This window comes from Pseudomonas sp. NFACC42-2, assembly GCF_900116055.1.
Classification (GTDB): domain Bacteria; phylum Pseudomonadota; class Gammaproteobacteria; order Pseudomonadales; family Pseudomonadaceae; genus Aquipseudomonas; species Aquipseudomonas marginalis.
The window spans coordinates 51,789-71,594 of record NZ_FOZO01000002.1 but is presented as its reverse complement, the minus strand read 5'-3'; the positions used below and the strand labels follow the sequence as shown (position 1 = coordinate 71,594).

General features: G+C 59.7%; 18 protein-coding genes and 1 pseudogene. 14 read left to right on the top strand and 5 right to left on the bottom strand.

The window, feature by feature from the left end; genetic code table 11:
* The first annotated feature begins 7 nt into the window (after positions 1-7).
* Together BM416_RS04075 and BM416_RS04070 are read left to right on the top strand one after the other, a co-directional pair.
* Positions 8-1,468: an NAD-dependent succinate-semialdehyde dehydrogenase gene (locus tag BM416_RS04075; RefSeq protein WP_092485784.1), complete on the top strand. Its 1,461-nt coding sequence runs from the start codon at positions 8-10 to the stop codon at positions 1,466-1,468.
* A 20-nt stretch (positions 1,469-1,488) separates the two neighbouring features.
* Entirely contained in the window at positions 1,489-2,580 is a 1,092-nt protein-coding gene (locus BM416_RS04070) for a tartrate dehydrogenase (protein ID WP_092485781.1), read from the top strand.
* Between the two features lie 180 nt (positions 2,581-2,760).
* Here the strand turns inward: BM416_RS04070 and BM416_RS04065 are convergent, their stop codons facing one another.
* The gene (locus BM416_RS04065) at positions 2,761-3,687 is read right to left on the bottom strand and encodes a 2-hydroxyacid dehydrogenase (protein WP_092485778.1); all 927 of its coding nucleotides are present in this window, start codon (positions 3,685-3,687) and stop codon (positions 2,761-2,763) included.
* Between the two features lie 194 nt (positions 3,688-3,881).
* Between BM416_RS04065 and gabT the strand changes: the two genes are divergently transcribed.
* The 6 genes from gabT (at position 3,882) to BM416_RS04035 (ending at position 10,308) form a co-directional block, all read left to right on the top strand.
* Positions 3,882-5,174 carry a 4-aminobutyrate--2-oxoglutarate transaminase gene (gabT, locus tag BM416_RS04060; protein WP_092485775.1) on the top strand — a complete coding sequence of 431 codons (1,293 nt, stop codon included), beginning with the start codon at positions 3,882-3,884 and terminating at the stop codon, positions 5,172-5,174.
* Between the two features lie 48 nt (positions 5,175-5,222).
* A complete protein-coding gene (locus BM416_RS04055; RefSeq protein WP_092485772.1) occupies positions 5,223-5,867 on the top strand; it encodes an HAD family hydrolase in 645 nt (214 codons plus the stop codon).
* Between the two features lie 45 nt (positions 5,868-5,912).
* Complete coding sequence (locus tag BM416_RS04050; protein ID WP_010449292.1) at positions 5,913-6,401, top strand: Lrp/AsnC family transcriptional regulator; 489 nt, start codon at positions 5,913-5,915, stop codon at positions 6,399-6,401.
* 492 nt (positions 6,402-6,893) lie between these two features.
* Positions 6,894-7,664: a DUF4198 domain-containing protein gene (locus BM416_RS04045; RefSeq protein WP_256577436.1), complete on the top strand. Its 771-nt coding sequence runs from the start codon at positions 6,894-6,896 to the stop codon at positions 7,662-7,664.
* A gap of 28 nt (positions 7,665-7,692) precedes the next feature.
* Positions 7,693-8,898 (top strand): acetyltransferase domain-containing protein, encoded by a 1,206-nt coding sequence (locus tag BM416_RS04040; RefSeq protein WP_092485767.1) that lies wholly within the window; start codon positions 7,693-7,695, stop codon positions 8,896-8,898.
* Positions 8,899-8,967: 69 nt separating this feature from the next.
* Positions 8,968-10,308, top strand: a complete 1,341-nt coding sequence (locus tag BM416_RS04035) for an OprD family porin (protein ID WP_371856042.1) — start codon at positions 8,968-8,970, stop codon at positions 10,306-10,308.
* A gap of 7 nt (positions 10,309-10,315) precedes the next feature.
* Here BM416_RS04035 and BM416_RS04030 read toward each other — a convergent pair whose 3' ends face one another.
* The 3 genes from BM416_RS04030 to BM416_RS04020 all read right to left on the bottom strand — a co-directional run bounded on the left by BM416_RS04030 (position 10,316) and on the right by BM416_RS04020 (position 14,154).
* The gene (locus tag BM416_RS04030; protein ID WP_092485763.1) at positions 10,316-11,140 is read right to left on the bottom strand and encodes a 5'-nucleotidase, lipoprotein e(P4) family; all 825 of its coding nucleotides are present in this window, start codon (positions 11,138-11,140) and stop codon (positions 10,316-10,318) included.
* 135 nt (positions 11,141-11,275) lie between these two features.
* Positions 11,276-12,484 carry a DUF1835 domain-containing protein gene (locus tag BM416_RS04025; protein WP_092485761.1) on the bottom strand — a complete coding sequence of 403 codons (1,209 nt, stop codon included), beginning with the start codon at positions 12,482-12,484 and terminating at the stop codon, positions 11,276-11,278.
* Between the two features lie 593 nt (positions 12,485-13,077).
* Positions 13,078-14,154 carry an aldo/keto reductase gene (locus BM416_RS04020; RefSeq protein WP_092485758.1) on the bottom strand — a complete coding sequence of 359 codons (1,077 nt, stop codon included), beginning with the start codon at positions 14,152-14,154 and terminating at the stop codon, positions 13,078-13,080.
* Positions 14,155-14,285: 131 nt separating this feature from the next.
* Here BM416_RS04020 and BM416_RS04015 point away from each other — a divergent pair, with 131 nt between their 5' ends.
* The gene (locus BM416_RS04015) at positions 14,286-14,963 is read left to right on the top strand and encodes an ABC transporter ATP-binding protein (RefSeq protein ID WP_092485755.1); all 678 of its coding nucleotides are present in this window, start codon (positions 14,286-14,288) and stop codon (positions 14,961-14,963) included.
* Positions 14,960-15,754, top strand: coding sequence for an ABC transporter permease (fetB, locus tag BM416_RS04010; RefSeq protein WP_092485752.1), 795 nt, complete (start codon positions 14,960-14,962; stop codon positions 15,752-15,754). The genes BM416_RS04015 and fetB overlap by 4 nt, the downstream gene beginning before the upstream one ends.
* Before the next feature lie 3 nt (positions 15,755-15,757).
* On the opposite strand, the pseudogene BM416_RS04005 reads toward fetB, so the two are convergent.
* Positions 15,758-15,853, bottom strand: a pseudogene (locus BM416_RS04005) (DUF2599 domain-containing protein); the annotation flags it as partial.
* Positions 15,854-16,104: 251 nt separating this feature from the next.
* Between BM416_RS04005 and BM416_RS04000 the strand changes: the two are divergent.
* The 4 genes from BM416_RS04000 to BM416_RS03985 all read left to right on the top strand — a co-directional run bounded on the left by BM416_RS04000 (position 16,105) and on the right by BM416_RS03985 (position 19,804).
* Positions 16,105-17,064 carry a cysteine synthase family protein gene (locus BM416_RS04000; protein ID WP_092485749.1) on the top strand — a complete coding sequence of 320 codons (960 nt, stop codon included), beginning with the start codon at positions 16,105-16,107 and terminating at the stop codon, positions 17,062-17,064.
* The gene (locus BM416_RS03995) at positions 17,054-17,617 is read left to right on the top strand and encodes a phosphoribosyltransferase family protein (protein WP_092485746.1); all 564 of its coding nucleotides are present in this window, start codon (positions 17,054-17,056) and stop codon (positions 17,615-17,617) included. Before BM416_RS04000 ends, BM416_RS03995 begins: the two co-directional genes overlap by 11 nt.
* Before the next feature lie 64 nt (positions 17,618-17,681).
* Complete coding sequence (locus tag BM416_RS03990; protein WP_256577435.1) at positions 17,682-18,554, top strand: EamA family transporter; 873 nt, start codon at positions 17,682-17,684, stop codon at positions 18,552-18,554.
* Positions 18,551-19,804: an ATP-grasp domain-containing protein gene (locus BM416_RS03985; protein ID WP_092485740.1), complete on the top strand. Its 1,254-nt coding sequence runs from the start codon at positions 18,551-18,553 to the stop codon at positions 19,802-19,804. The genes BM416_RS03990 and BM416_RS03985 overlap by 4 nt, the downstream gene beginning before the upstream one ends.
* The last annotated feature ends 2 nt before the right edge of the window (positions 19,805-19,806 follow it).

Sequence of the window (19,806 nt, the reverse complement as noted above, 5' to 3'; positions counted from 1 at the left end):
CTCGACCATGCTCAAGAATCGCTTGCAAGACCCCAGCCTGCTGGCTGAACTCGCCTACGTAGATGGCCAGTGGATCGCTGCCGACAGCGGTGCCACCCTGGACATCCGCGACCCGGCCACCGGCCACTTGATTGCCCAGGTGCCGGCCATGGACGCGGTGGACACCCGCCGCGCCATCGAAGCCGCCGAGCGTGCCTGGCCCGCCTGGCGCGCACGACCGGCTGCCGAACGTGCGGCGCTGCTGGAGCGTTGGTACCAGGCGATGATCGACAACCTCGATGACCTGGCGCTGATCATGACCGGCGAGCAGGGCAAACCCCTGAACGAAGCCAAGGGCGAAGTGCGCTACGGTGCCGGTTTCGTCAAATGGTTCGCCGAAGAAGCGCGCCGGGTCTACGGCGAAACCATGCCCGCGCCCAGCGGTGATCGGCGTTTGCTGACCCTCAAGCAACCGGTGGGTGTATGCGCCGCCATCACCCCATGGAATTTCCCCAACGCGATGATCACGCGCAAATGCGCGCCGGCCCTGGCCGCCGGTTGCCCGATCATCGTCAAACCCTCGGACCTCACGCCGCTGTCGGCCCTGGCCCTGGCGGTGCTGGCCGAGCGCGTCGGCATTCCGGCCGGGGTGTTCAATGTGATCACCGGCTTGCCCGCCGGCATTGGCGAAGAGCTGACCGGCAACCCGGCGGTGCGCAAGATTTCCTTTACCGGCTCCACCGCCGTCGGCCGCCTGTTGATGCGCCAGAGCGCCGAGCACATCAAGCGCTTGAGTTTGGAACTGGGCGGCAATGCGCCGTTTATCGTGTTCGATGACGCTGACCTCGAACAGGCGGTGGCCGGGGTGATGCTCAGCAAGTTCCGCAACGCCGGGCAAACCTGCGTGTGCGCCAACCGCATCCTGGTGCAGGACGGTATCTACGCGCGTTTCGCGGCGCGGCTGGTGGAAGAGGTGGGCAAGCTCAAGGTCGGCAACGGCCTGGACGACGGCGTGACCATCGGCCCGCTGATCAACCCCGCAGCGGTGAGCAAAGTCGCGCGGCATATCGACGACGCCCTGAGCCAGGGCGCCCGGCTGCTGTGCGGCGCCGTCCCCAGCGGCGACAGCCAGTTCGTGCAACCCACGGTACTCGGCGACACCCACGCCGGGATGTTGCTGGCCAATGAAGAAACCTTCGGCCCGGTGGCACCGCTGATGCGCTTTACCGACGAAGCCCAGGCCCTCGCCCTGGCCAACGCTACCCCGTACGGCCTGGGCGCCTACTATTTCACCCAGGACCTGCAGCGTTCGTGGCGTTTTGGCGAGGCCCTGGAGTTCGGCATGGTCGGGCTCAACACCGGGATCATCTCGATGGAAGTCGCGCCGTTCGGCGGCATCAAGCAATCGGGCCTGGGGCGCGAAGGCAGCAAGTACGGCCTGGACGAATACCTTGAAGTCAAAGCCTTCCATATCGGCGGCTTGAACTGAATTTTTGCGAGGCACGCACCATGAGCAAGGCATTCAGAATCGCCGCGATTGCCGGCGATGGCATCGGCAAGGAAGTCCTGCCCGAAGGGCTGCGGGTACTGGAACAGGCCGCCAGGATCTGGGACCTGGACCTGAGCATCGAAGTGCTCGACTGGGCCCACTGCGATTACTACCTGGAACACGGGCAGATGATGCCCGAGGACTGGTTCGAGCAGCTCAAGGGCTTTGACGCGATCTACTTCGGCGCCGTGGGCTGGCCCGACAAAGTCCCGGACCATATTTCCCTGTGGGGCTCGCTGCTCAAGTTCCGCCGCGACTTCGACCAGTACGTGAACATCCGCCCGGTGCGGCTGTTCCCCGGCGTGCCATGCCCCTTGGCCGGGCGCGCGCCGGGGGACATCGACTTTGTGGTGATCCGCGAAAACACCGAGGGCGAATACTCCTCGGTGGGCGGCAAGATGTTCGAAGGCACCGAGCATGAATTCGTCCTGCAGGAATCGGTGTTCACTCGACGTGGGGTTGATCGCATTCTCAAGTTTGCCTTCGACCTGGCCCAGACCCGTCCGCGCAAGAAGCTGACGGCGGCGACCAAGTCCAATGGGATTTCCATCAGCATGCCTTACTGGGATGAGCGCACGGCATTGATGGCAGCGAACTATCCCGAGGTGACGTGGGATAAGCAGCACATCGACATCCTGTGTGCGCGCTTTGTGTTGCAGCCGGACCGCTTTGATGTGGTGGTGGCCTCGAATCTGTTCGGCGACATCCTGTCGGACCTGGGACCGGCGTGTGCGGGGACCATCGGGATAGCACCCTCGGCGAACCTGGACCCGGAGCGGCGGTTTCCGTCATTGTTCGAACCGGTGCATGGGTCGGCGCCGGATATCTATGGGCAGAACATTGCCAATCCGATTGCGATGATCTGGTCGGGGGCATTGATGTTGGACTTTTTGGGCAATGGGGAAGGGCGTTATCGGGACGCGCATGATGGGATATTGCGGGCGATTGAGGCGGTGATTGCAGAAGGGGTGGTGACGCCGGATCTGGGGGGCCGGGGATCGACTCAGGATGTGGGATTGGCAATTGCGACGCGGTTGACTGAGACGAATTGATCAAAGCGCGGCCGCCTTATAGCCGACCGGCATTGTGCCTGGTGTACTGGGTTAAAAATGTGGGAGGGGGCAAGCCCCCTTCCACCGTTTGATCTGCATACATCAGGTAAACCTTGGCCTGCTCTTTCGGCCTTGGAACCGACTGCCTTGGAACCGACTGCCTTGGAACCGAATAGGTACTTAATACCCCCGCAACCGATCCACTTCACCGACCATCTCTTCACCCCGCTCAAACCGCCGAATATTCTCCAACAACACCGCAAACGCACTCTCCGGCTGGGTCATGGCCGCAATATGTGGCGTCAACAACACCTGCGGATGCTCCCAAAACGGATGCTCCGGTGCCGCCGGCTCTTCCCGCAGCACATCCAGCACCGCCCCACTCAACTGCCCACTCTCCAACGCCTCGAGCAAATCCTCTTCAACCAGGTGCCCCCCACGGCCCATATTCACCAACCCTGCCCCCCGTGGCAGTTGCGCAAACAAGCGCCGGTCCAGGATCCCCTGGGTCTGCTCCGTCAACGGCAGCACGCACAGCAAAATATCGCACTGGCTGAGAAACGCCGGCAGTTGCGCTTCCCCCGCATAACACGCCACCCCCGGCACCCGGTGCGTACTGCGCGCCCAGCCGGACAGGGCAAAGCCCAGCGGTGCCAAGGTCGCCAGGATCTGCTGGGCCTGGGCACCCAACCCCATTACCCCCACACGCCGGTTCGCAGCCGGCTGCAACAGGTGCGCCTGCCAACAGCGCGCCACCTGCTGCTGGCGGTAGCGCAACATATCCCGGTGCAGGCTCAGCACCGCCCAACTGGCGTATTCGCACATGCCGCGGGTGATGCCCGGATCCAGCAGGCGCACCACCGGCAGGCCCGCAGGCAGGCGATCAAGGTCCAACTGATCGACACCGGCCGACAGGGCGAACAACACCTTCAGGTTGGGCAGCACGCGGGCCAGATCTTCCGGTGCCTGCCAGGCGGCCAGGTAGTCGACCTCGGCGGGGTTGCCGAGGTCGGGCCAGGTGCGCCACTCGATCTCCGGCGCGTGTTGGGCGAACAGTGCCTGCCAGTGTCGGCCGCGCACCGGGTCAGCTTTGTAGAGCAAGGCCATGGGCATTTCCTGCTGGATAAACGGAAGCATCATCATCGCCCAAAGCCCGGCGCAGGATCTGTTGAAACGCGGGGCGAAAACAGTTGATCCGAATTTCTCACGGGGCAAGTTCGGCGTAGTTGGTTGCCCGCAGGCCGTACTCTGGACTGCATCGCAACCACCTTCCGGTTGCCGGACTCACGATGGGAAATGCCATGAATAGCAAAGTCGACGAAACCCCTCATTTGCTCCGTCAGCGCGAGCAGTTCGTGCCTCGTGGCCTGGTGACCGCGCACCCGCTGGTGATCGACCGCGCCCAGGGCGCCGAATTGTGGGATGTGGATGGCAAGCGTTACCTGGACTTCGTCGGCGGTATCGGCGTGCTCAACATCGGCCATAACCACCCCAAGGTGGTCGCCGCCGTGCAGGCCCAGTTGCAGAAGGTTTCCCATGCCTGCTTCCAGGTGGTGGCCTACCAGCCTTACCTCGACCTGGCCCAGCGCCTGTGTGAAATGATCGGCGGCCAGGCAGCCTATAAAGCGGCGTTTTTCACCTCCGGCGCCGAGGCGGTGGAAAATGCGGTGAAGATCGCCCGCGCCCATACCAATCGCTCGGCGGTCATCGCCTTCCGTGGCGGTTTCCACGGGCGCACGTTGCTGGGCACCACGCTCACCGGCATGAGCCAACCCTACAAGCAGAACTTCGGGCCGTTTGCGCCGGAGGTGTTCCATACCCCGTACCCGAACACTTATCGCGGCGTGACCAGCGACATCGCACTCAAGGCCCTGGATGAGTTGCTGGCGACCCAGGTAGCGCCGGAGCGGGTGGCTGCGATCATCATCGAACCGGTGCAGGGCGACGGCGGTTTCCTCACCGCACCCCCTGAGTTTCTCCAGACGCTGCGAGCGTTGGCCGACAAGCATGGCATCGTGTTGATCCTCGACGAAATCCAGACCGGCTTCGGTCGCACCGGCACCTGGTTCGGTTTCCAGCACGCGGGTATCCAGCCCGACCTGGTCACCGTGGCCAAGAGCCTGGCCGGCGGCTTGCCGTTGTCCGGCGTGGTCGGCAAGGCGCACATCATGGATGCACCGCTGCCCGGCGGGCTGGGCGGCACCTACGGTGGTAATGCGCTGGCCTGTGCGGCGGCGCTGGCGGTGATCGATGCGTTCGAGCAGGAGCAGTTGCTGGCGCGCAGCCAAGTGCTGGGCGAGCGCCTGCGCCAGGGGTTGCTCGATTTGCAGGCGCGCTGCTCGCGCATCGGCGATGTGCGCGGCACCGGCTTTATGTTGGCGATGGAGTTGATCAAGGATGACCCGGCCCGCACCCCGGATGCCGACCTCAATCAACGCCTGATCGATGCAGCCCGGGCCGGTGGTTTGCTGGTGATCAAGTGCGGGGTGCATCGCAATGTGCTGCGCTTCCTCGCGCCGCTGGTGACCAGCGAAGCCCAGGTTGACGAAGCGCTGGAAATCCTCGACGGCGCCTTGGCACGGGTCTTGAACTGAGGCTGTGCCCGCTACGGGCCAACTGCGGCATTGGAGGCTTGACCCCACATGGGACTGACAGATTATCGAGCGTTGCTGATCGATTGCGATGAAGTGCTGGTGGATCGCGATTCAGGGGTGTGGGCGGCGTTGCAGCCGCTGCTCGACAGCCGTGGCGGGCAGCCGGCCAAGGATCAGGTGCTGGCCGAATTCAACACGCAGGTCGCCAGGCTCTACCCGCGCTTCGCCGAGCTGGGCTTCAGTGGCGTGTTGTGTTTTGCCCATCGCCAACTGGCTGAGAGTTGGGGGCTGCACGCCAGTTGGGAGGAGGGCATGAGCTTTGCGCGTTCGGCGGGCAATTGGTCGTTGTTCGAGGATGCGCCGGGGGCGATGCTGTACCTGCGCAAGTTCTACCGTTTGCTGGTGCGTGGCGACCGTGATGCCGAGGACCGCGGGGTGTTGTGCGAGCGATTGGGGATTGCACCGGAAGATTTCATTTCCCTCGCCGAAGACCCGCAATGGCTCACGGACCGAGGCACGCAGCTGCAACCGGTGCTGCATGTAACGCGACCGTCGGTCGGCGCACATGGGGCGTTGGACCGCTGTTTGATCGGCCGCCACCGGGCGCGGCAGCCTTCGCCTTGTGCGGCGGAGTACTGCATCAACAGCATGGCGGATCTGGTGGCGCAGCATCAGCTGTCTTTACGGCGCTGATTTTGCTAGAAGATTGTCTTACAAACGGCAGTCAAGAGGTACGTGATGGAAGGGCAAGTCAAGCTGGACCGGATCGACATCAGTATTCTGGTTGAACTGCAAAAAGACGGGCGGATGACCAATGTCAGCCTTGCCGACGCCGTGGGCCTGTCCGCCAGCCCCTGCCTGCAACGGGTCAAGCGGCTGGAATCGGCCGGGTATATTTCCAGCTACAAGGCGCACTTGAACCTGGCCAAGATCACCGACTCGGTGACGGTGTTTACCGAGATCACCCTCAGCGACCACAAGCGTGAAGACTTCGCCAAGTTCGAATCGAATATCCGCCTGGTGGACGAGGTACTTGAGTGCCACTTGATCAGCGGTGGCTACGACTATCTGGTGCGTTTCATGACCCGCAGCATCCAGCACTACCAGGAAGTGGTCGAGAGCCTGTTGGACAAGAACATTGGCATCTCCAAGTACTTCAGCTACATCGTGATCAAGTCACCGGTACTCAAGGATGGCGTGCCGTTGCGCAAGTTGCTGCGGCACTGACCCACGCTCGCTTTCCTGTGGGAGGGGGCTTGCCCCCGATGGCCATAGGTATCTACACAACTTTGGCGCGGCCCTGAAGCTGTGGCGAGGGAGCTTGCTCCCGTGACGGCTCGGGAGCCGACGACTATCTAACGGATGCCCCACGACCTAAAGGTGGGAGCTGGCTTGCCTGCGATGCAGGCACCTCGGTACATCAGGTACACAGCTTTGCGCAGGGCGTGGGAACGATCAAAGCTCACTGCTTTTGCACCTCAATTGGACACGCTCACTCGTAGTCTTGGCTAAACGCCTCATCTCGACGCAACCCGCATAAAACACTTTTTCGGGCCCTTAAACAGTGGTCTGCGCCGATCCGTGGGCGCAATTCGGCGAAAAACGCAAAAGGGCCTGCGCTGTAATGCTCGCAGAGTGAGGGAGCGCAGGGTTGTGCGGTGTTTTCCAGCCGCGACAGCCTTGGGTTGAACACCACCAATCGGAGCGAAAAAAATGCGAATGAGCAACGCAAAAGCACTGTTGGGTTATGGCGCGTTCATGTTGGCAACCGCCAGCGAGGCGCATCAGATTTGGTACGAACAACTTCCCGGCCAGCCCTTGGCCTTGTACTACGGGGAGTATGACAAGAATGTTCTGGAGGTGACCCCGGGGGGAATGGATCGGTTCAGGCAGCTCCAGGCCTGGTCGATGGCCGACCGGTCGGCACCGTTGCAACTGAGCCTGCAGCGCCAGGCGTTCCTGCTGGCGGAGCAGCCCGGGCAAGAGGATTCGCTGCTGGCGCAAGACCTGCACTATCCGATGTTCGATGTGCATGAAGGCGCCAAGACCTTGAAAGCCGCCTGGACCCCGGCCACGCGTTGGGTCGGTGACCTGCGGGCCCGTAGCCCGGAGCTGACCCTGGATATCGTCCCCACCGGCGTTGCCGATGCGGGCGGTGCACAGTTCCGGGTGTTCTACGCGGGCAAGCCGCTGACGGGCCAGGAGGTTCTGCTGGAAACCGCCTCCGGTGAAGTCTTCAAGCAGCGCAGCGATGCCGCCGGCAACGTCAGCTTCGCGCTGCCCTGGCAGGGCACTTATGTGGTGGCCGTCGAGTACCAGGACAACAGCCCTGGGGAGCGTCTTGATCCGGCGGGCAAGCCCGAGCGGTTTGACGTCAAACGTTTCAGTTCGACGTTGTCGTTCCACCGCCAGCAAGGCCAGGCGCCGTTACCTCGCGCGCCGTCGCAACTGCCGGCATCGGAAGTCGCCAGGCTGAAAAAGTCAGCCTGATTCATTGCCTCCTTCATGAGTGATTGATATGACCCTTTCTTCAGGATTGGCCGGTCAGGCGGGCACTGTTGCGCCGACGCTTGCCCGCACGAACGTCACGACGGCCACACGCATGCTGGCTATCGATGCGCTGCGTGGTTTTGTGATGCTGTTGATGCTCATCGACCATGTGCGCGAAACCTTCTTGCTGCACCGGCAGGTCACCGACCCGATCGACGCCTTGAGTGTCACCCCGGACCTGTATTTCACCCGTATGCTCAGCGAGATCTGCGCCCCGGCGTTTATCTTCCTGACGGGCTTGTCGGCCTGGCTCTACAGCCAGAAACACAGCGCCCGCGAAACCTCGGTGTTTTTGCTCAAGCGCGGGCTGTTCCTGGTGTTCCTGGAAATCACCTTCGTGTGCTTTGCCTGGAACGCCGAGTTCCCACCCAAGACGTTGTGGCTGCAAGTGATCTGGTGTATCGGCCTGTGCATGATCGTGCTCGCCGGTTTGCTGCACTTCAAGCGCGCCTGGCTGATCGTGCTGGGGGTGGCGATTGTCGCTGGGCATAACTTGCTCGACGGCGTGACCGTCGGGCCGGAGTCGCCGTTCTTCGTGCCCTGGTCGATCCTGCATCAGCGGGTATTTATCGACATTACCGAATTCACCCGCGCCCGCACGACGTACCCGATATTGCCGTGGATCGGTGTGATCCTGCTGGGCTGGGGCATCGGCCCGTGGTTTGGCAAGGCGATGCCTTCGGCCGAGCGTATCACCCGCTTGGTCAAGCTGGGAGCAGGCTTGCTGGTCGCGTTTGTGTTTATCCGCTACCTCAACGTGTACGGCGAGAAACCCTGGGTGCAGACCGGTGATGCATTGCGCACCTTTATGAGCTTCATGAGCGCGAAGAAATACCCGCCGTCGCTGATGTTCCTGATGCCGACCCTGGGCCTGTCGCTGCTGCTGTTGGCGCTGTTCGAGAAATGGCAGGCCCGTTGGGCTACCGCGACCCTGGCGATCTACGGTGGGGCGCCGATGTTTTTCTACTTGCTGCACCTCTACGTGCTCAAGGCCATGTACCTGGTCGCGCTGGCGATCTGGGGCGCCAACCAGGGCACCTACTATGGTTTTGACGACCTGCCGATGGTGTGGTTGTGGAGCGTGATACTCGGGGTGTTGCTGTTCTTCCCGACACGCTGGTTCGCCGACCTCAAACAGCGTCGTCGCGACATCGCGATTCTCAAATACCTCTGACGGAACCAACGGTGTTCTGCGCCCTGCGGAACACCTTTGCCTGACACGTTCTGGAGTCAAACCGTGAAGATGCTATCGACCCGCACCCTGCTATTGGCACTGGGAGGGCAGAGCCTGCTCGCCTTCGCCGCCGAACAAGACACCGCCAACGGCTTTATCGAGGACAGTCAGTGGAACCTGCTCAACCGCAGTGTCTACGACCGCCGCGACTACCGGCATGGCGCCCTCAGCAACGGCGCACGCAACGCCTACAAGCCTCGATCCCAGCGCAGCGACCTGGCGGAAGAATGGGCCTATGGCCTGATGGCTGACTACGCCTCGGGTTTCACCACCGGCACCCTGGGTTTTGGCCTGGATGCGCACGTTTATTCCGCCTGGCAATTGGACAGTGGCGGTGGGCGCGCCGGGAAGGCACGGCTATTGGCGGTGGACAATGACGGCCACCCCAAGGAGCAGTTCAGCCGCGGTGGCGCAGTTGCCAAACTACGCGTTTCCTCCACCGAATTGCGCTACGGCGAGCAGCGGGTGAAAACCCCGGTGTTTGCCTCGTCCGACAGCCGCTTGCTGCCGGAAACCGCAACGGGATGGTGGTTGACCAGCCGCGAGTTGCCGGCCACCACCCTGTTCGCGGGGCACTTCAATGAGAGCACCGACCGCAACGCCAGCAGCCATGACCGAGGATTTGTCGTCAACTATTCCAATGGCAAGCAAGGCGATCGCTTTGATCTGGTGGGCGTGCGCAATACGGCCATCAAGGGGCTGAGCGCCAGCGTGTTCAGTGCTGTCTATGAAGATACCTGGCGCCAGCATTACCTGGGGGCGGTCTACACCCGGCCGCTGTTTCCCGGCCAGGCACTGACCGTTGACCTGAACCTGTATCGCACCCAGGACACCGGCAAGGCGTTGTCGGGGCGCATCGATAACACCACCTGGAGCCTGCTCTCGACCTATCGGCTCGGCGCCCACAGTGTGGGCGTGGGCTATCAGAAAGTCCGTGGCGACACGCCGTTCGACTACGTGACGCGGGGGGCGATTTACCTGAGCAACGCCGTGGCGCTGTCCGACTTCAACGCTCCCCGGGAAGCCTCGTGGCAGGCGCGCTATGACCTGGACCTGGCGGGCCATGGCATGCCCGGCCTGAGCCTGGCGGCGTTGTATGTACGTGGCAGTGGCATTGACGGCCGCCACATGGATCCTGGCGGCGGCTACCAATGGCTCGGCTACGGTGAAGGGGGCAAGCATTGGGAACGTGACCTGCAAGCACGTTATGTGGTGCAGTCCGGTGTTGCGAAAAACCTTGCCTTTACCCTGCGCCACGCCGTGCACCGGGGCAATGCGGCCCAGGCGGAGCTGGATGCCAACCAGATCCGCCTGGCGGTCGAGTACCCGTTGGGCGGGCGCTTGCACTAGGTCGGCGTTACTCCTGCAACTGCAACGCCTGCTGCTTGAGCTGGCGTTTCTGCGCGAACGGCAGCTTTTCATCGTCCCCATAGGGCGCGCTGTACCAGTTGCCGTAAGTCGGGTTGGGCAGCAAAAACCAGCGCTGCCCGAGCCAGTTCACATAGGGGGCGACGGCCTTGCGCTGGGCCTCGAGGGTGTTGCGTTCGGCCTGGACGAAATCCCCCAGGGAATCACCGGCCATCAACAGCACGCGAGCCTGGCTGGCGACCCATTGGCGGCGGCAGTTCTTGCCGTAGCCGGCGCTTTCGCAGTGCCCGGTAGGCGTGCTGGCGGCGAGCACCTGTTGATTGCTCTCCACCGGAAAACCGCGCAGGCGCAGGTTGGCCACCGTGGCCGCGACCTGGCTGTGTTCGCGGTTGGTCAGGTAGTAAACCTGGATGCCTTTTTGCTTCGCCGCTTGCAGGAACGCCACGGCACCGGGAAGGGCCTGGGCCTTGGCCTGGTCAACCCAGGTGTTCCAGCGGTCGTAGCCATACACCTGGTTATTGATCACGTCGCGGGCATTGAGCGGCACGTTGTCCAGCAGGGTTTCATCAATATCCACCACCACCGCCGGCGGCAGGCCGCTGAGGTTGCGGGGCGGGAAGGGCAGCGCGTCCCAGCGGGGATCGGCCAGCGCCACGTCGAGCTGGCGGGTGGCATGGGCGAAGACCTGGCGATAGATCAACTCGTGTTCGATGGAGGTCTGGGTCCAGAGTACGGCGTCGAGCTGGTCGTTGGCCGGCGGCGTTTGTTGACAGCCTGCCAGCAGGCACAGGCTGGCGAAGATCAGGGGTCGCATGCAGAGGTCTCGCAGGGAAAGGGCGCGTGGGCGGCACCTTAGCCTGATTCGGCGTTGATGCACCACCGTCTTCAGCCTGGGCGCCGATGACTACTAAAACAGCCCGCCGTGCGTGATGCACGGCGGGCTGTTTTTTTACGGTGTTCTGTACTGGGGGCGCAGGGCGTCATCAATCATCCAGTGCGGTTGGCCGGGCCTGATGCATGTACCGCCCACCCAGCGTTCGTGGCTGGCATGGTCGAGCCAGTACGCCTGTCCGTTGAGCACGCTATGGCCCAATGTGGTCAGCGACAACGTGCGGCGGGGCCAGTCCAGATGCGTCTCGGTTTCCGTCAGCAACGGCTGCTCGCCATCGATCAACGGCCGCAACAGCGCATGAAACATCATGTCCCCCAGGAACGGCAACGGGTCGCGCCTGGCCATCAGCTCGGCGAACACTCGGCCAAATGGCAGCGGCCCGGCTTCGGCTAGGTAGGTCAGGGCCAGGCGTTCGGTCAGCGACAGGCCATCGTGTGTTCCCGGCAACTCCTGCAACTGACGCAACAGCGCTGGAGCCAGCAACGGCAGGGCCGGGTGTTTGCCATGGGCAAGCTCGGCCAACTGGGTCGGTGAGCTGTCGCAATAGGCCGACCAGGCCTGTTTGGCCAGGTGCACCGCATCGTCACCGATCAAGCGCCGCTGTGGCCATAGCCACGCCAATACATCCGGCGCCAGTTGGCCGATACCGATAAAGCGCTCGACACCGGGGATACGATCCACCTCGATCAGCTCCAGCTTGGGCGGTGCCTGCTCCAGGCCGGCCAGGGCGCGGATCAGGAACAACTGGTCATAGGCGTCCGCCTCGCACCACAGCACGCTGTGCTCGGCACTGGCCAAGGTGTGGAGCTGATCGTATTCATCGTCGACGCGGCGCGTGACGTCCGCTAAGGGCAGGGCAAATGCCTGGCTGATGAACGCGCTGCGCAGGGCGCGGAATTCTGCGGCGGGGACGTCGCGCACCGGGCCCATGCACAGCGGGTCGGTGAGCATCTGGAAGCGGCCTTTGAACCCGGCCACCTGGAGGCTGTGGGCAATGTCATTGCCGCAGCGCCAGTGGGTGGTGCGCGCTTCGTCGCTGGCGGCAAAGTCGGGATGGCGGGCGGCGAAGTCAATGGCGTCGACATGGGCCTTGAGCTTGGGCCAACTGCTGAAGCCCAGTTGCCTGGCGATCTGCCATTGGGCTTGGGACAGGGTGGCGCAGGGGTCCTGGGCTTTCAGCTGGCGCAACAGTTCCTTGGCGCGCTTGCGCTGCTGCTCAAGGTTGAGACGGCCATCGGTGTTGGAGGATACAGGGCGTTGCGACATACGATCTCCTTGCACAAACCTTTTCCGCTTTAAGGTTGGGAGTCGTAGAAATGAGGTAAAGCTTCATTGTCCTGGGCGCATCCCTTTCCGCGGAAGGTGGCGTAGAGAGCGCCAGGCGGGAAATATAGGCATTGCGGCGTTTGATTGCAAATCAGGCTTGGGATCAAAGCCGTACTCTTTTTGGGGGGTGTACGGGATTAAATGTGCGAGGGGGATTTGCCCTCATGCCAGTCAATGAAGACGTAGAAAGGGCCAAAAGTAACCTGTGGCGAGGGAACAAGCTCTTATCAAACTTAAAATAACTTACTGATTTTAAAGGGGTAAAATTTCACACTGAAGTTTTGAGTCCTGCATAAATAATTTCAGGCGAGCGCATTCTTGTGGTGAGCGGGCTTGTCCCGCGTTGGGCTGCGCAGCAGCCCCAAAACCAGGCGCAGAGGAGTGTCTGATACACCACATTTGTCTCCATCAGGGGTGCTTCGCACCCCAGCGCGGGACAAGCCCGCTCGCCACAGAGGTCCCAGTTTGCTGCGCGACAGCGCTACGTCGAAGAGGTAGTGGCACCTCCCTCGCCATAGGTACGCTGTTCTGGATTATTTGTCCTTGCGTGCATCCATGGTCTTCTGGTGCTCGGCCAGGAACGGCCGTTCTGCCGGGTCGAAGCGATCAATCCCGGCAGTAAAACGATGCCAGTACGGATACAACGGTTGGCGCCGTGTCACCGCTTCAATACGCGAGAACTGTTCATCGGTGAGTTTCAATTCTGTGGCCGCCAGGTTGTCACGCAGATGCGCTTCAGTGCGGGCGCCGACGATCAGCGAGGTGATTCCCGGACGGTCCTTGAGCCAGGCCAGGCAGGTGCGCGCCACCGATACGCCCTGTTCATCGCCCACGGCGGCGAGGGTCTCGATGATGTCCAGCGCACGTTCCTGGTCATGCACGTAGGGTTCGGGCCAGCCGCTGCCCTGGCGGGTATTGGCCGGTGGCTGCTGCCCGCGCCGGGTGGAACCGGTCAGCAGGCCTTCGCCCATCGGCCCCCACACCAGCGTCCCCACGTGCTGGTCCAGGGCCAGGGGCAGTAACTCGTACTCGGCCTCGCGGGATTCCGGGGTGTAGTAGATCTGCTGGGTGATGGGCTTGAGCATGCCGTGCAATTCGGCCTTGCCGAGGGTTTTCATCATCTGCCAGGCGGTGAAGTTGCTGGTGCCAAAGTAGCGGATCTTGCCTGAGCCAACCAACAGCCGCAGGGCTTCGAGGGTTTCCTCGATGGGGGTCATGCCGTCCCAATTGTGCAATTGGTAGAGGTCGATATGGTCGGTGCCCAGGCGCTTCAAGCTCGCTTCGCACGCACGAATCAGGTGGTAGCGCGACGAGCCTGAGTTGTTCGGGTTGTTGTCCACGGGGCTACGGCCCTTGGTGGCCAGCAGGATATCGTTGCGTTTGTCGCCCAAGGCTTTGCCGACCACTTCTTCGGCCAGTCCGTGGGAGTAAAGGTCGGCGGTGTCGACCATATTCACCCCGGCGTCGAACGCGATATCGAACATGCGCCTGGCCTGGGGCACGTCTACCGATCCGCATTTTTCAAACTCGGCGCGACCGCCAAAGGGCACGGTGCCGAGGATGATTTCGGATACCAGCAGGCCCGAATGGCCCAGTTGTCGGTATTGCATATCGTCTCCTACTTAACGTTGAACCTGAAGTTCTGAACGACGTGGGTGGCGATAGTTTGAAATTTCTCATGAAAACTTCCCGCGCCTGCCGCACCATTGCACCCAACAGGTTTAAGAGGAACACCGCGTCCATGAGTGCACTGATCGAAACCCGCGCCCTCACGCGCATGGACGAACGCCGCCAGGTGCCCTTGCTGCAGCCCACGGATTTCACCTTGAACCGCGCCGACCGCGTGTCGATCACCGGCGCTTCCGGTTCCGGCAAAAGCGTATTGCTGCGTGCATTGGCACTGCTGGATGCACCCACCAGCGGGCAGGTCCTGTGGAACGGCCAGCCGATTGCCAATGCCGAGATTCCCCATTACCGCAGCCATATCAGCTACCTCTCCCAACGCCCCGCGCTGCTCGAAGGCACGGTGGAGGACAACCTGCGCTTTCCCTTCAGCCTCAAGACCCTGCGCCAGCGCCGCTTCGACCCGCAAGCGGTGACCGCCTTGCTGGGGCATGCCGGTAAGACGGCCGATTTTTTGACCAGGAACGCGTTGGACCTCTCGGGTGGCGAGGCCCAGGTGGTCTCGCTGATCCGCACCCTGCAACTCAACCCCGAGGTGCTGCTGCTGGACGAACCCACCGCCGCCCTCGACCCCACCTCATCCCGCGATGTGGAAGCGTTGATCAGCGCCTGGTTTGCCGGTGATAACGCCCGCGCCTATGTCTGGGTGTCCCACGACCTCGACCAGGCGCGGCGCATGAGCGACATCCACTGGCACATGAGTGCCGGCGTGTTGAGCGAGGCGACCCAGCCATGAATTACCAAAACCTCACCGCTCTGGACATGGGCATCGCCGCTTCGCTGATTCTGGTCAACGGTGCGCTCTCCCTGCTGCTGCGCCTGGGCCTGGGCCGCCAGTTGCTGTGGGCGGCGGTGCGCACCGTGGTGCAACTGTTGGCCATCGGTTACCTGCTGGGCTGGGTGTTCGAGTTCGCCTACTGGTATGTGGTACTGCCGTTGATGGGCGCAATGACCCTGATCGCCGGGCTGTCGGCGGCGGGGCGCGGGCGCAGGACGTACCGTGGGCAAAGGGTCGACAGCATCCTGTCGGTGTGGGGCAGTTCGTGGCTGGTGACGGCAGTGGGTTTGTTTGCGGTGATCCGCATCCACCCGTGGTACGAGCCGCAGTACGCGATCCCGATCCTCGGCATGATCCTCGGTAATACCCTGACCGGCGTGTCCCTGGGGATCGAACGCATGACCCAGGAACTGACCTCGGGGCGCAACACCATCGAGATGATCCTGGCCCTCGGCGGCTCACGCTGGGAGGCCGCCCAGGAAGCGATCCGCCAGGCGGTACGCGCGGGGATGATCCCGACCCTGAACCAGATGACCGTGGTCGGCATCGTCAGCCTGCCCGGCATGATGACCGGCCAGGTGCTGGCGGGGGAAAGCCCGGTGGACGCGGTGCGCTATCAGATCGTGATCATGTTCCTGATTGCCGCGTCGTCGGCGTTGGGTACGGTGGGGGCGGTGTTGCTGACCTATCGGCGGTTGTTTTCCAGGAGCCACCGGTTTTTGCGTGAGCGCTTGCAAGAGCGCGTCTGAGCCTCAGGTGTTGCAACCCTTAGCAATCGAATCTTCATCGCAGATGTGCGGCCGCGACGGTTCGAGGTTGCACTCGAGCTTGTTGCGGGCAATGTTAAATCGATGCTGCGCTCCATTCTAGAAACCGCGCGACCGGTCCGATCGCTGATAAGCAGAGACTGTAAGTCACTGGTGGGCGTGCTTGATTGTTTTTTGTATGTGTTAGTTCTTGCAGGGATTGCTTGCAGAAAAATCCCACACTCAGGTCGCCACTTCGAGCTTGAAACTACCTATCCGTTCGGCTAGCTATTTGCCTGGGAAGTAATCTGTTAGCGTTCAAGTATTCTATGTCGAGGATAGGGGGCTTCAGAATGGAGCTCGCAGATATCGGTGGTACGCCACTTGTAGAGTTGAAAACACTCTCGATAAATGGCAACAAAGTTTTTTCTAAGTGTGAGTTTTTGAATCCCTCAGGAAGTCACAAGGACAGGACTTATCTAAATATTGTTAGCCGATTGGAAGAGGCCGGCGTCATTTGGCCGGGCATGACCTTGATAGATTGTTCTACCGGGAATGGTGGAGCAGCACTTGCATGGATCGGAAGGCTAAAAGGCTATAAGGTGAAAATCTTTATGCCGGAAGGTATGACTGAGGAGCGGAAAGTTCAAATACGCTCTTATGGGGCTGAAATAGTTGAAACGCCAAGAGAAGGTTTTTTATCAGAAGCCGTACTTCGAGCCAAACGTTATCAAGCGGAGAACTCGGCGAGAGAAAGTTATTTTCTGGATCAGTCCAGCAATTTATTGAACAGGCAAAGTTGGAAGGTCTGTGGTGAGGAAATAGTACGGGACCTGAAGGTGCATGGCGTAGTACCTGATTTTTTTGTTTGCTCGATAGGCACGGGTGGAACGTTTTCTGGTATTGCTGAGGTCTTGAAGCGAGAGTACAGCGAAATTAGAACCGTAGGGGTTGAAGTCAATAATTCTGCTCCATTATTTGCAGAAAGGCATCACTTGGCTTTTGAACATCGACCTCATAACTTAATGGGGCTCGGTGCCGGAGTCTTGTCAGCTAATACAATCTCTGAACTCGTTGATGAGGTCCGAGTGATTGAAGGCTCAGACGCATGGGCTCGAATGAAGCTCTTTATTGACGAAGAAAAAATCCCAATTGGCCCGACCTGTGGTGCGAACTTGCTGGTCTGCGATGAGTTTGCACGAACATTCCACAAAAAAAATATAGTCACCTTGTTTTTTGATAGTTCATGGAAGTACGAAAGTCGCTGGGATGGTGTTTATCCAGAATACAGTGAGGTGAATGATGTTACTTGAAGAAGTTTATAGGAATGCCAGAGTTGTGAACTCTGGTGCAGCATTGACTACCGTAAACGAGTTTACTGATCAAATTCCGGCATTAAGGCCGGAGGTATTAATGGAGGTGGCTCAAAAAATCGTTAGACTCATGGATTTTAATATTTCAAAAATTGTAACTGAAGAAGATAAGGGTGCTGCACTTGCTACGACGGTCTCTTTGCCTACAGGTATTCCTATGGCAATGGCTAGATGGTATTCCTACAGTCTGGGGGATATCAATGAGCAGGTGGTTAATGTGCAGTCAGAGTATTTTCAAGGAGATATGTATCTTAATGGCGTTAATGCTGGTGATCGCGTAACTGTTATTGATGATACGTTGAGTACTGGTGGCGCAGTGATTGCGCTGGTTAATGCAGTGAAAGGTGCTGGTGGCGAATTAGTGGACGTTATTTGTGCCGTTGAAAAGGTGGGGAATAATGGCGCTGAAAAGGTTAAAAAACAAACGGGTATCGATGTGAAAACCATTATGAAAATAGTGGTTAGAGACGAAGGTGTGAACGTGATTTCATAGGTCGGTATTTTTTCGGTTGATAGATATGCTTAGGCTGGGTGTAATAATTGGCTTGGTTTTTTGCTTGCTCAGTGCAGCATTCGATGTGTATGTCGCTTATGTTACGCAATCGATCAATACGCTGATCGTTGTTTTTTATTGTTTTGCAACGTCGGCAGTGTTTTTTATCGTGTGCGCGCTGTATCGCGATGCAGGTTCTTTGGTTTCAAAGTTTAGATCCTGTTGGACGTTTGTCTTTATCGTAAATATTGCAGTTCTACTCAACTGGGGAGGCCTGTTTTATGCGTTGCGTTATTTAGAGCCAGCAGTGGTCGGAGTCGCCTCAGTAGCCTGCGGCCCAGCCTTCACGTTGATTATCTCGCTGCTGAATAAACGCGGTGCTAAGGTTGCCTTCGCAGATACGCTGGTTTCATGTCTGGTGCTCACGTCGGTAGGGATCATGTTGTTCAATTCCTTTGCCGGTGACAGCGGTGTGGTCGCTACTACCGTGGAGGAGCGACTGTTGGGTATTGGCAGCGTCATGGTTTGCGCGTTGGGTACCGTCATTTACACGGTTTTCTCCAAGGAGATGTTCGCTCGCCATTGGTCTGTCCATGAAATACTGGCTGTCAGGAGCGTGGCGATGATTGGTGTCTGCGTCATCGCAATTCCTGCTTCCGAGGTGAGTTTTTTGCTCGACCGCGAATTGATTCTGCCGATGGTGGTCTTGGTTGTGATCGGGCATTTGTTGCCGATTTACCTGATTCAGAAAACCATCTACTACCTCACACCCATCCATGTCTCCCTGGTTTTGCTGACACTTCCTGTCTTTGTACTGTTACTCCAATACCTGGATACCAGAGTGGAGTTTTCCATGGCCAGTGTGGTGGCGGTCAGCGTCATTGTGTTGTTGCTTTTGGGTCGGGCGATGTATGCAATCAGGAAGGAGGCAACATGATTAGAGTGGTCGTGGTTGATGGTTTTTCTTCGGGAAAATTTGTGGCGAAGCGGTTGAGTGAAAAGGGTTGTGTGCTCATGCATGTTGCGTCAACGGGAGCCTTGGACAGTTACTACTACAAGGGCTTCGATCATTCGATTTATGTGCAGATGATTGTCAATGGCTCTATGACGACTACCTTGGCGGGCGTCGAATGCTTCAAGCCTGACTTCATCATCGCCGGTGCCGAAACCGGTGTGCTTCTGGCTGACCTGTTAAACGAACGACTGCAACTGCCCTATCGTAATGACTTCGACAAGACCAATGCCCGCCGAAACAAGTACGACATGATTCAATGTGTTGCCCAGGCTCAGTTGCCCGCACCCCGACAGTTCGTTGCAGGCAGTTGGGCGTTGGCCGACGGCTGGATCAAAGACCATGGGCACTTTCCTCTCGTGGTAAAACCCCTCGACAGCGCAGGCGCCGACGGTGTGTTTATCTGCGCGGACAGGCAGGCCTGCGAGACTGCGGTGGGCAAGCTGTTGGGAGCAACGAATAAGTTGAACCTGCCTAATACGCAGGTGCTGATTCAGGAGTACCTGGCGGGGACGGAATATGTGGTGAATATGGTTTCACTCAATGGTCAACAGCTCGTTACCGAGGTCGTGAGGTACCAAAAACAGCGCACAAAAGAGGGCGGCGTACTCTATGACATCGATGAGTTGATCGGACCTGACTCATCGGTTTACCCGCTGCTGGTGGATTACACTCGGGCAGTGGTGCGGTGTCTGGGTATTCGCAACGGCCCCAGTCATGCAGAAGTCATGTTCACCGCAGAGGGGCCGAAACTGGTAGAAATTGCTGCGCGAACCGACGGTATTCTGCGTCCCGGTGTATCCAGGCAAACCACCGGGCTTGGGCAGATTGAAGCTGTGGCTTTATCCATCGCCGAGCCGGAGTTTTTTGCACAATTGCTGGCAAGGGAGGCCGACTCTCCACTGTTGCAACATACCTATAATGTCTGCCTGATCAACCGTTCAAATGGCTGTTTCGATAAGGATCTATTCTTGAAAGAGCTGCTCAAACTTGAGTCTTTCTTCGATGCAGTTTTCTACGTCGAGAATGGACAACAAATTGGTCCGACGCAGGACGTGTTCAGTCAACCGGGGACGGTGTATCTGGTTCATGTCGATCCTAAGGTAATCGCCGCAGATTACCTTAGGATTCGCGCACTTGAGGTCGAGGGGGGGTATCTGACCGAAAGCGGGTAGGC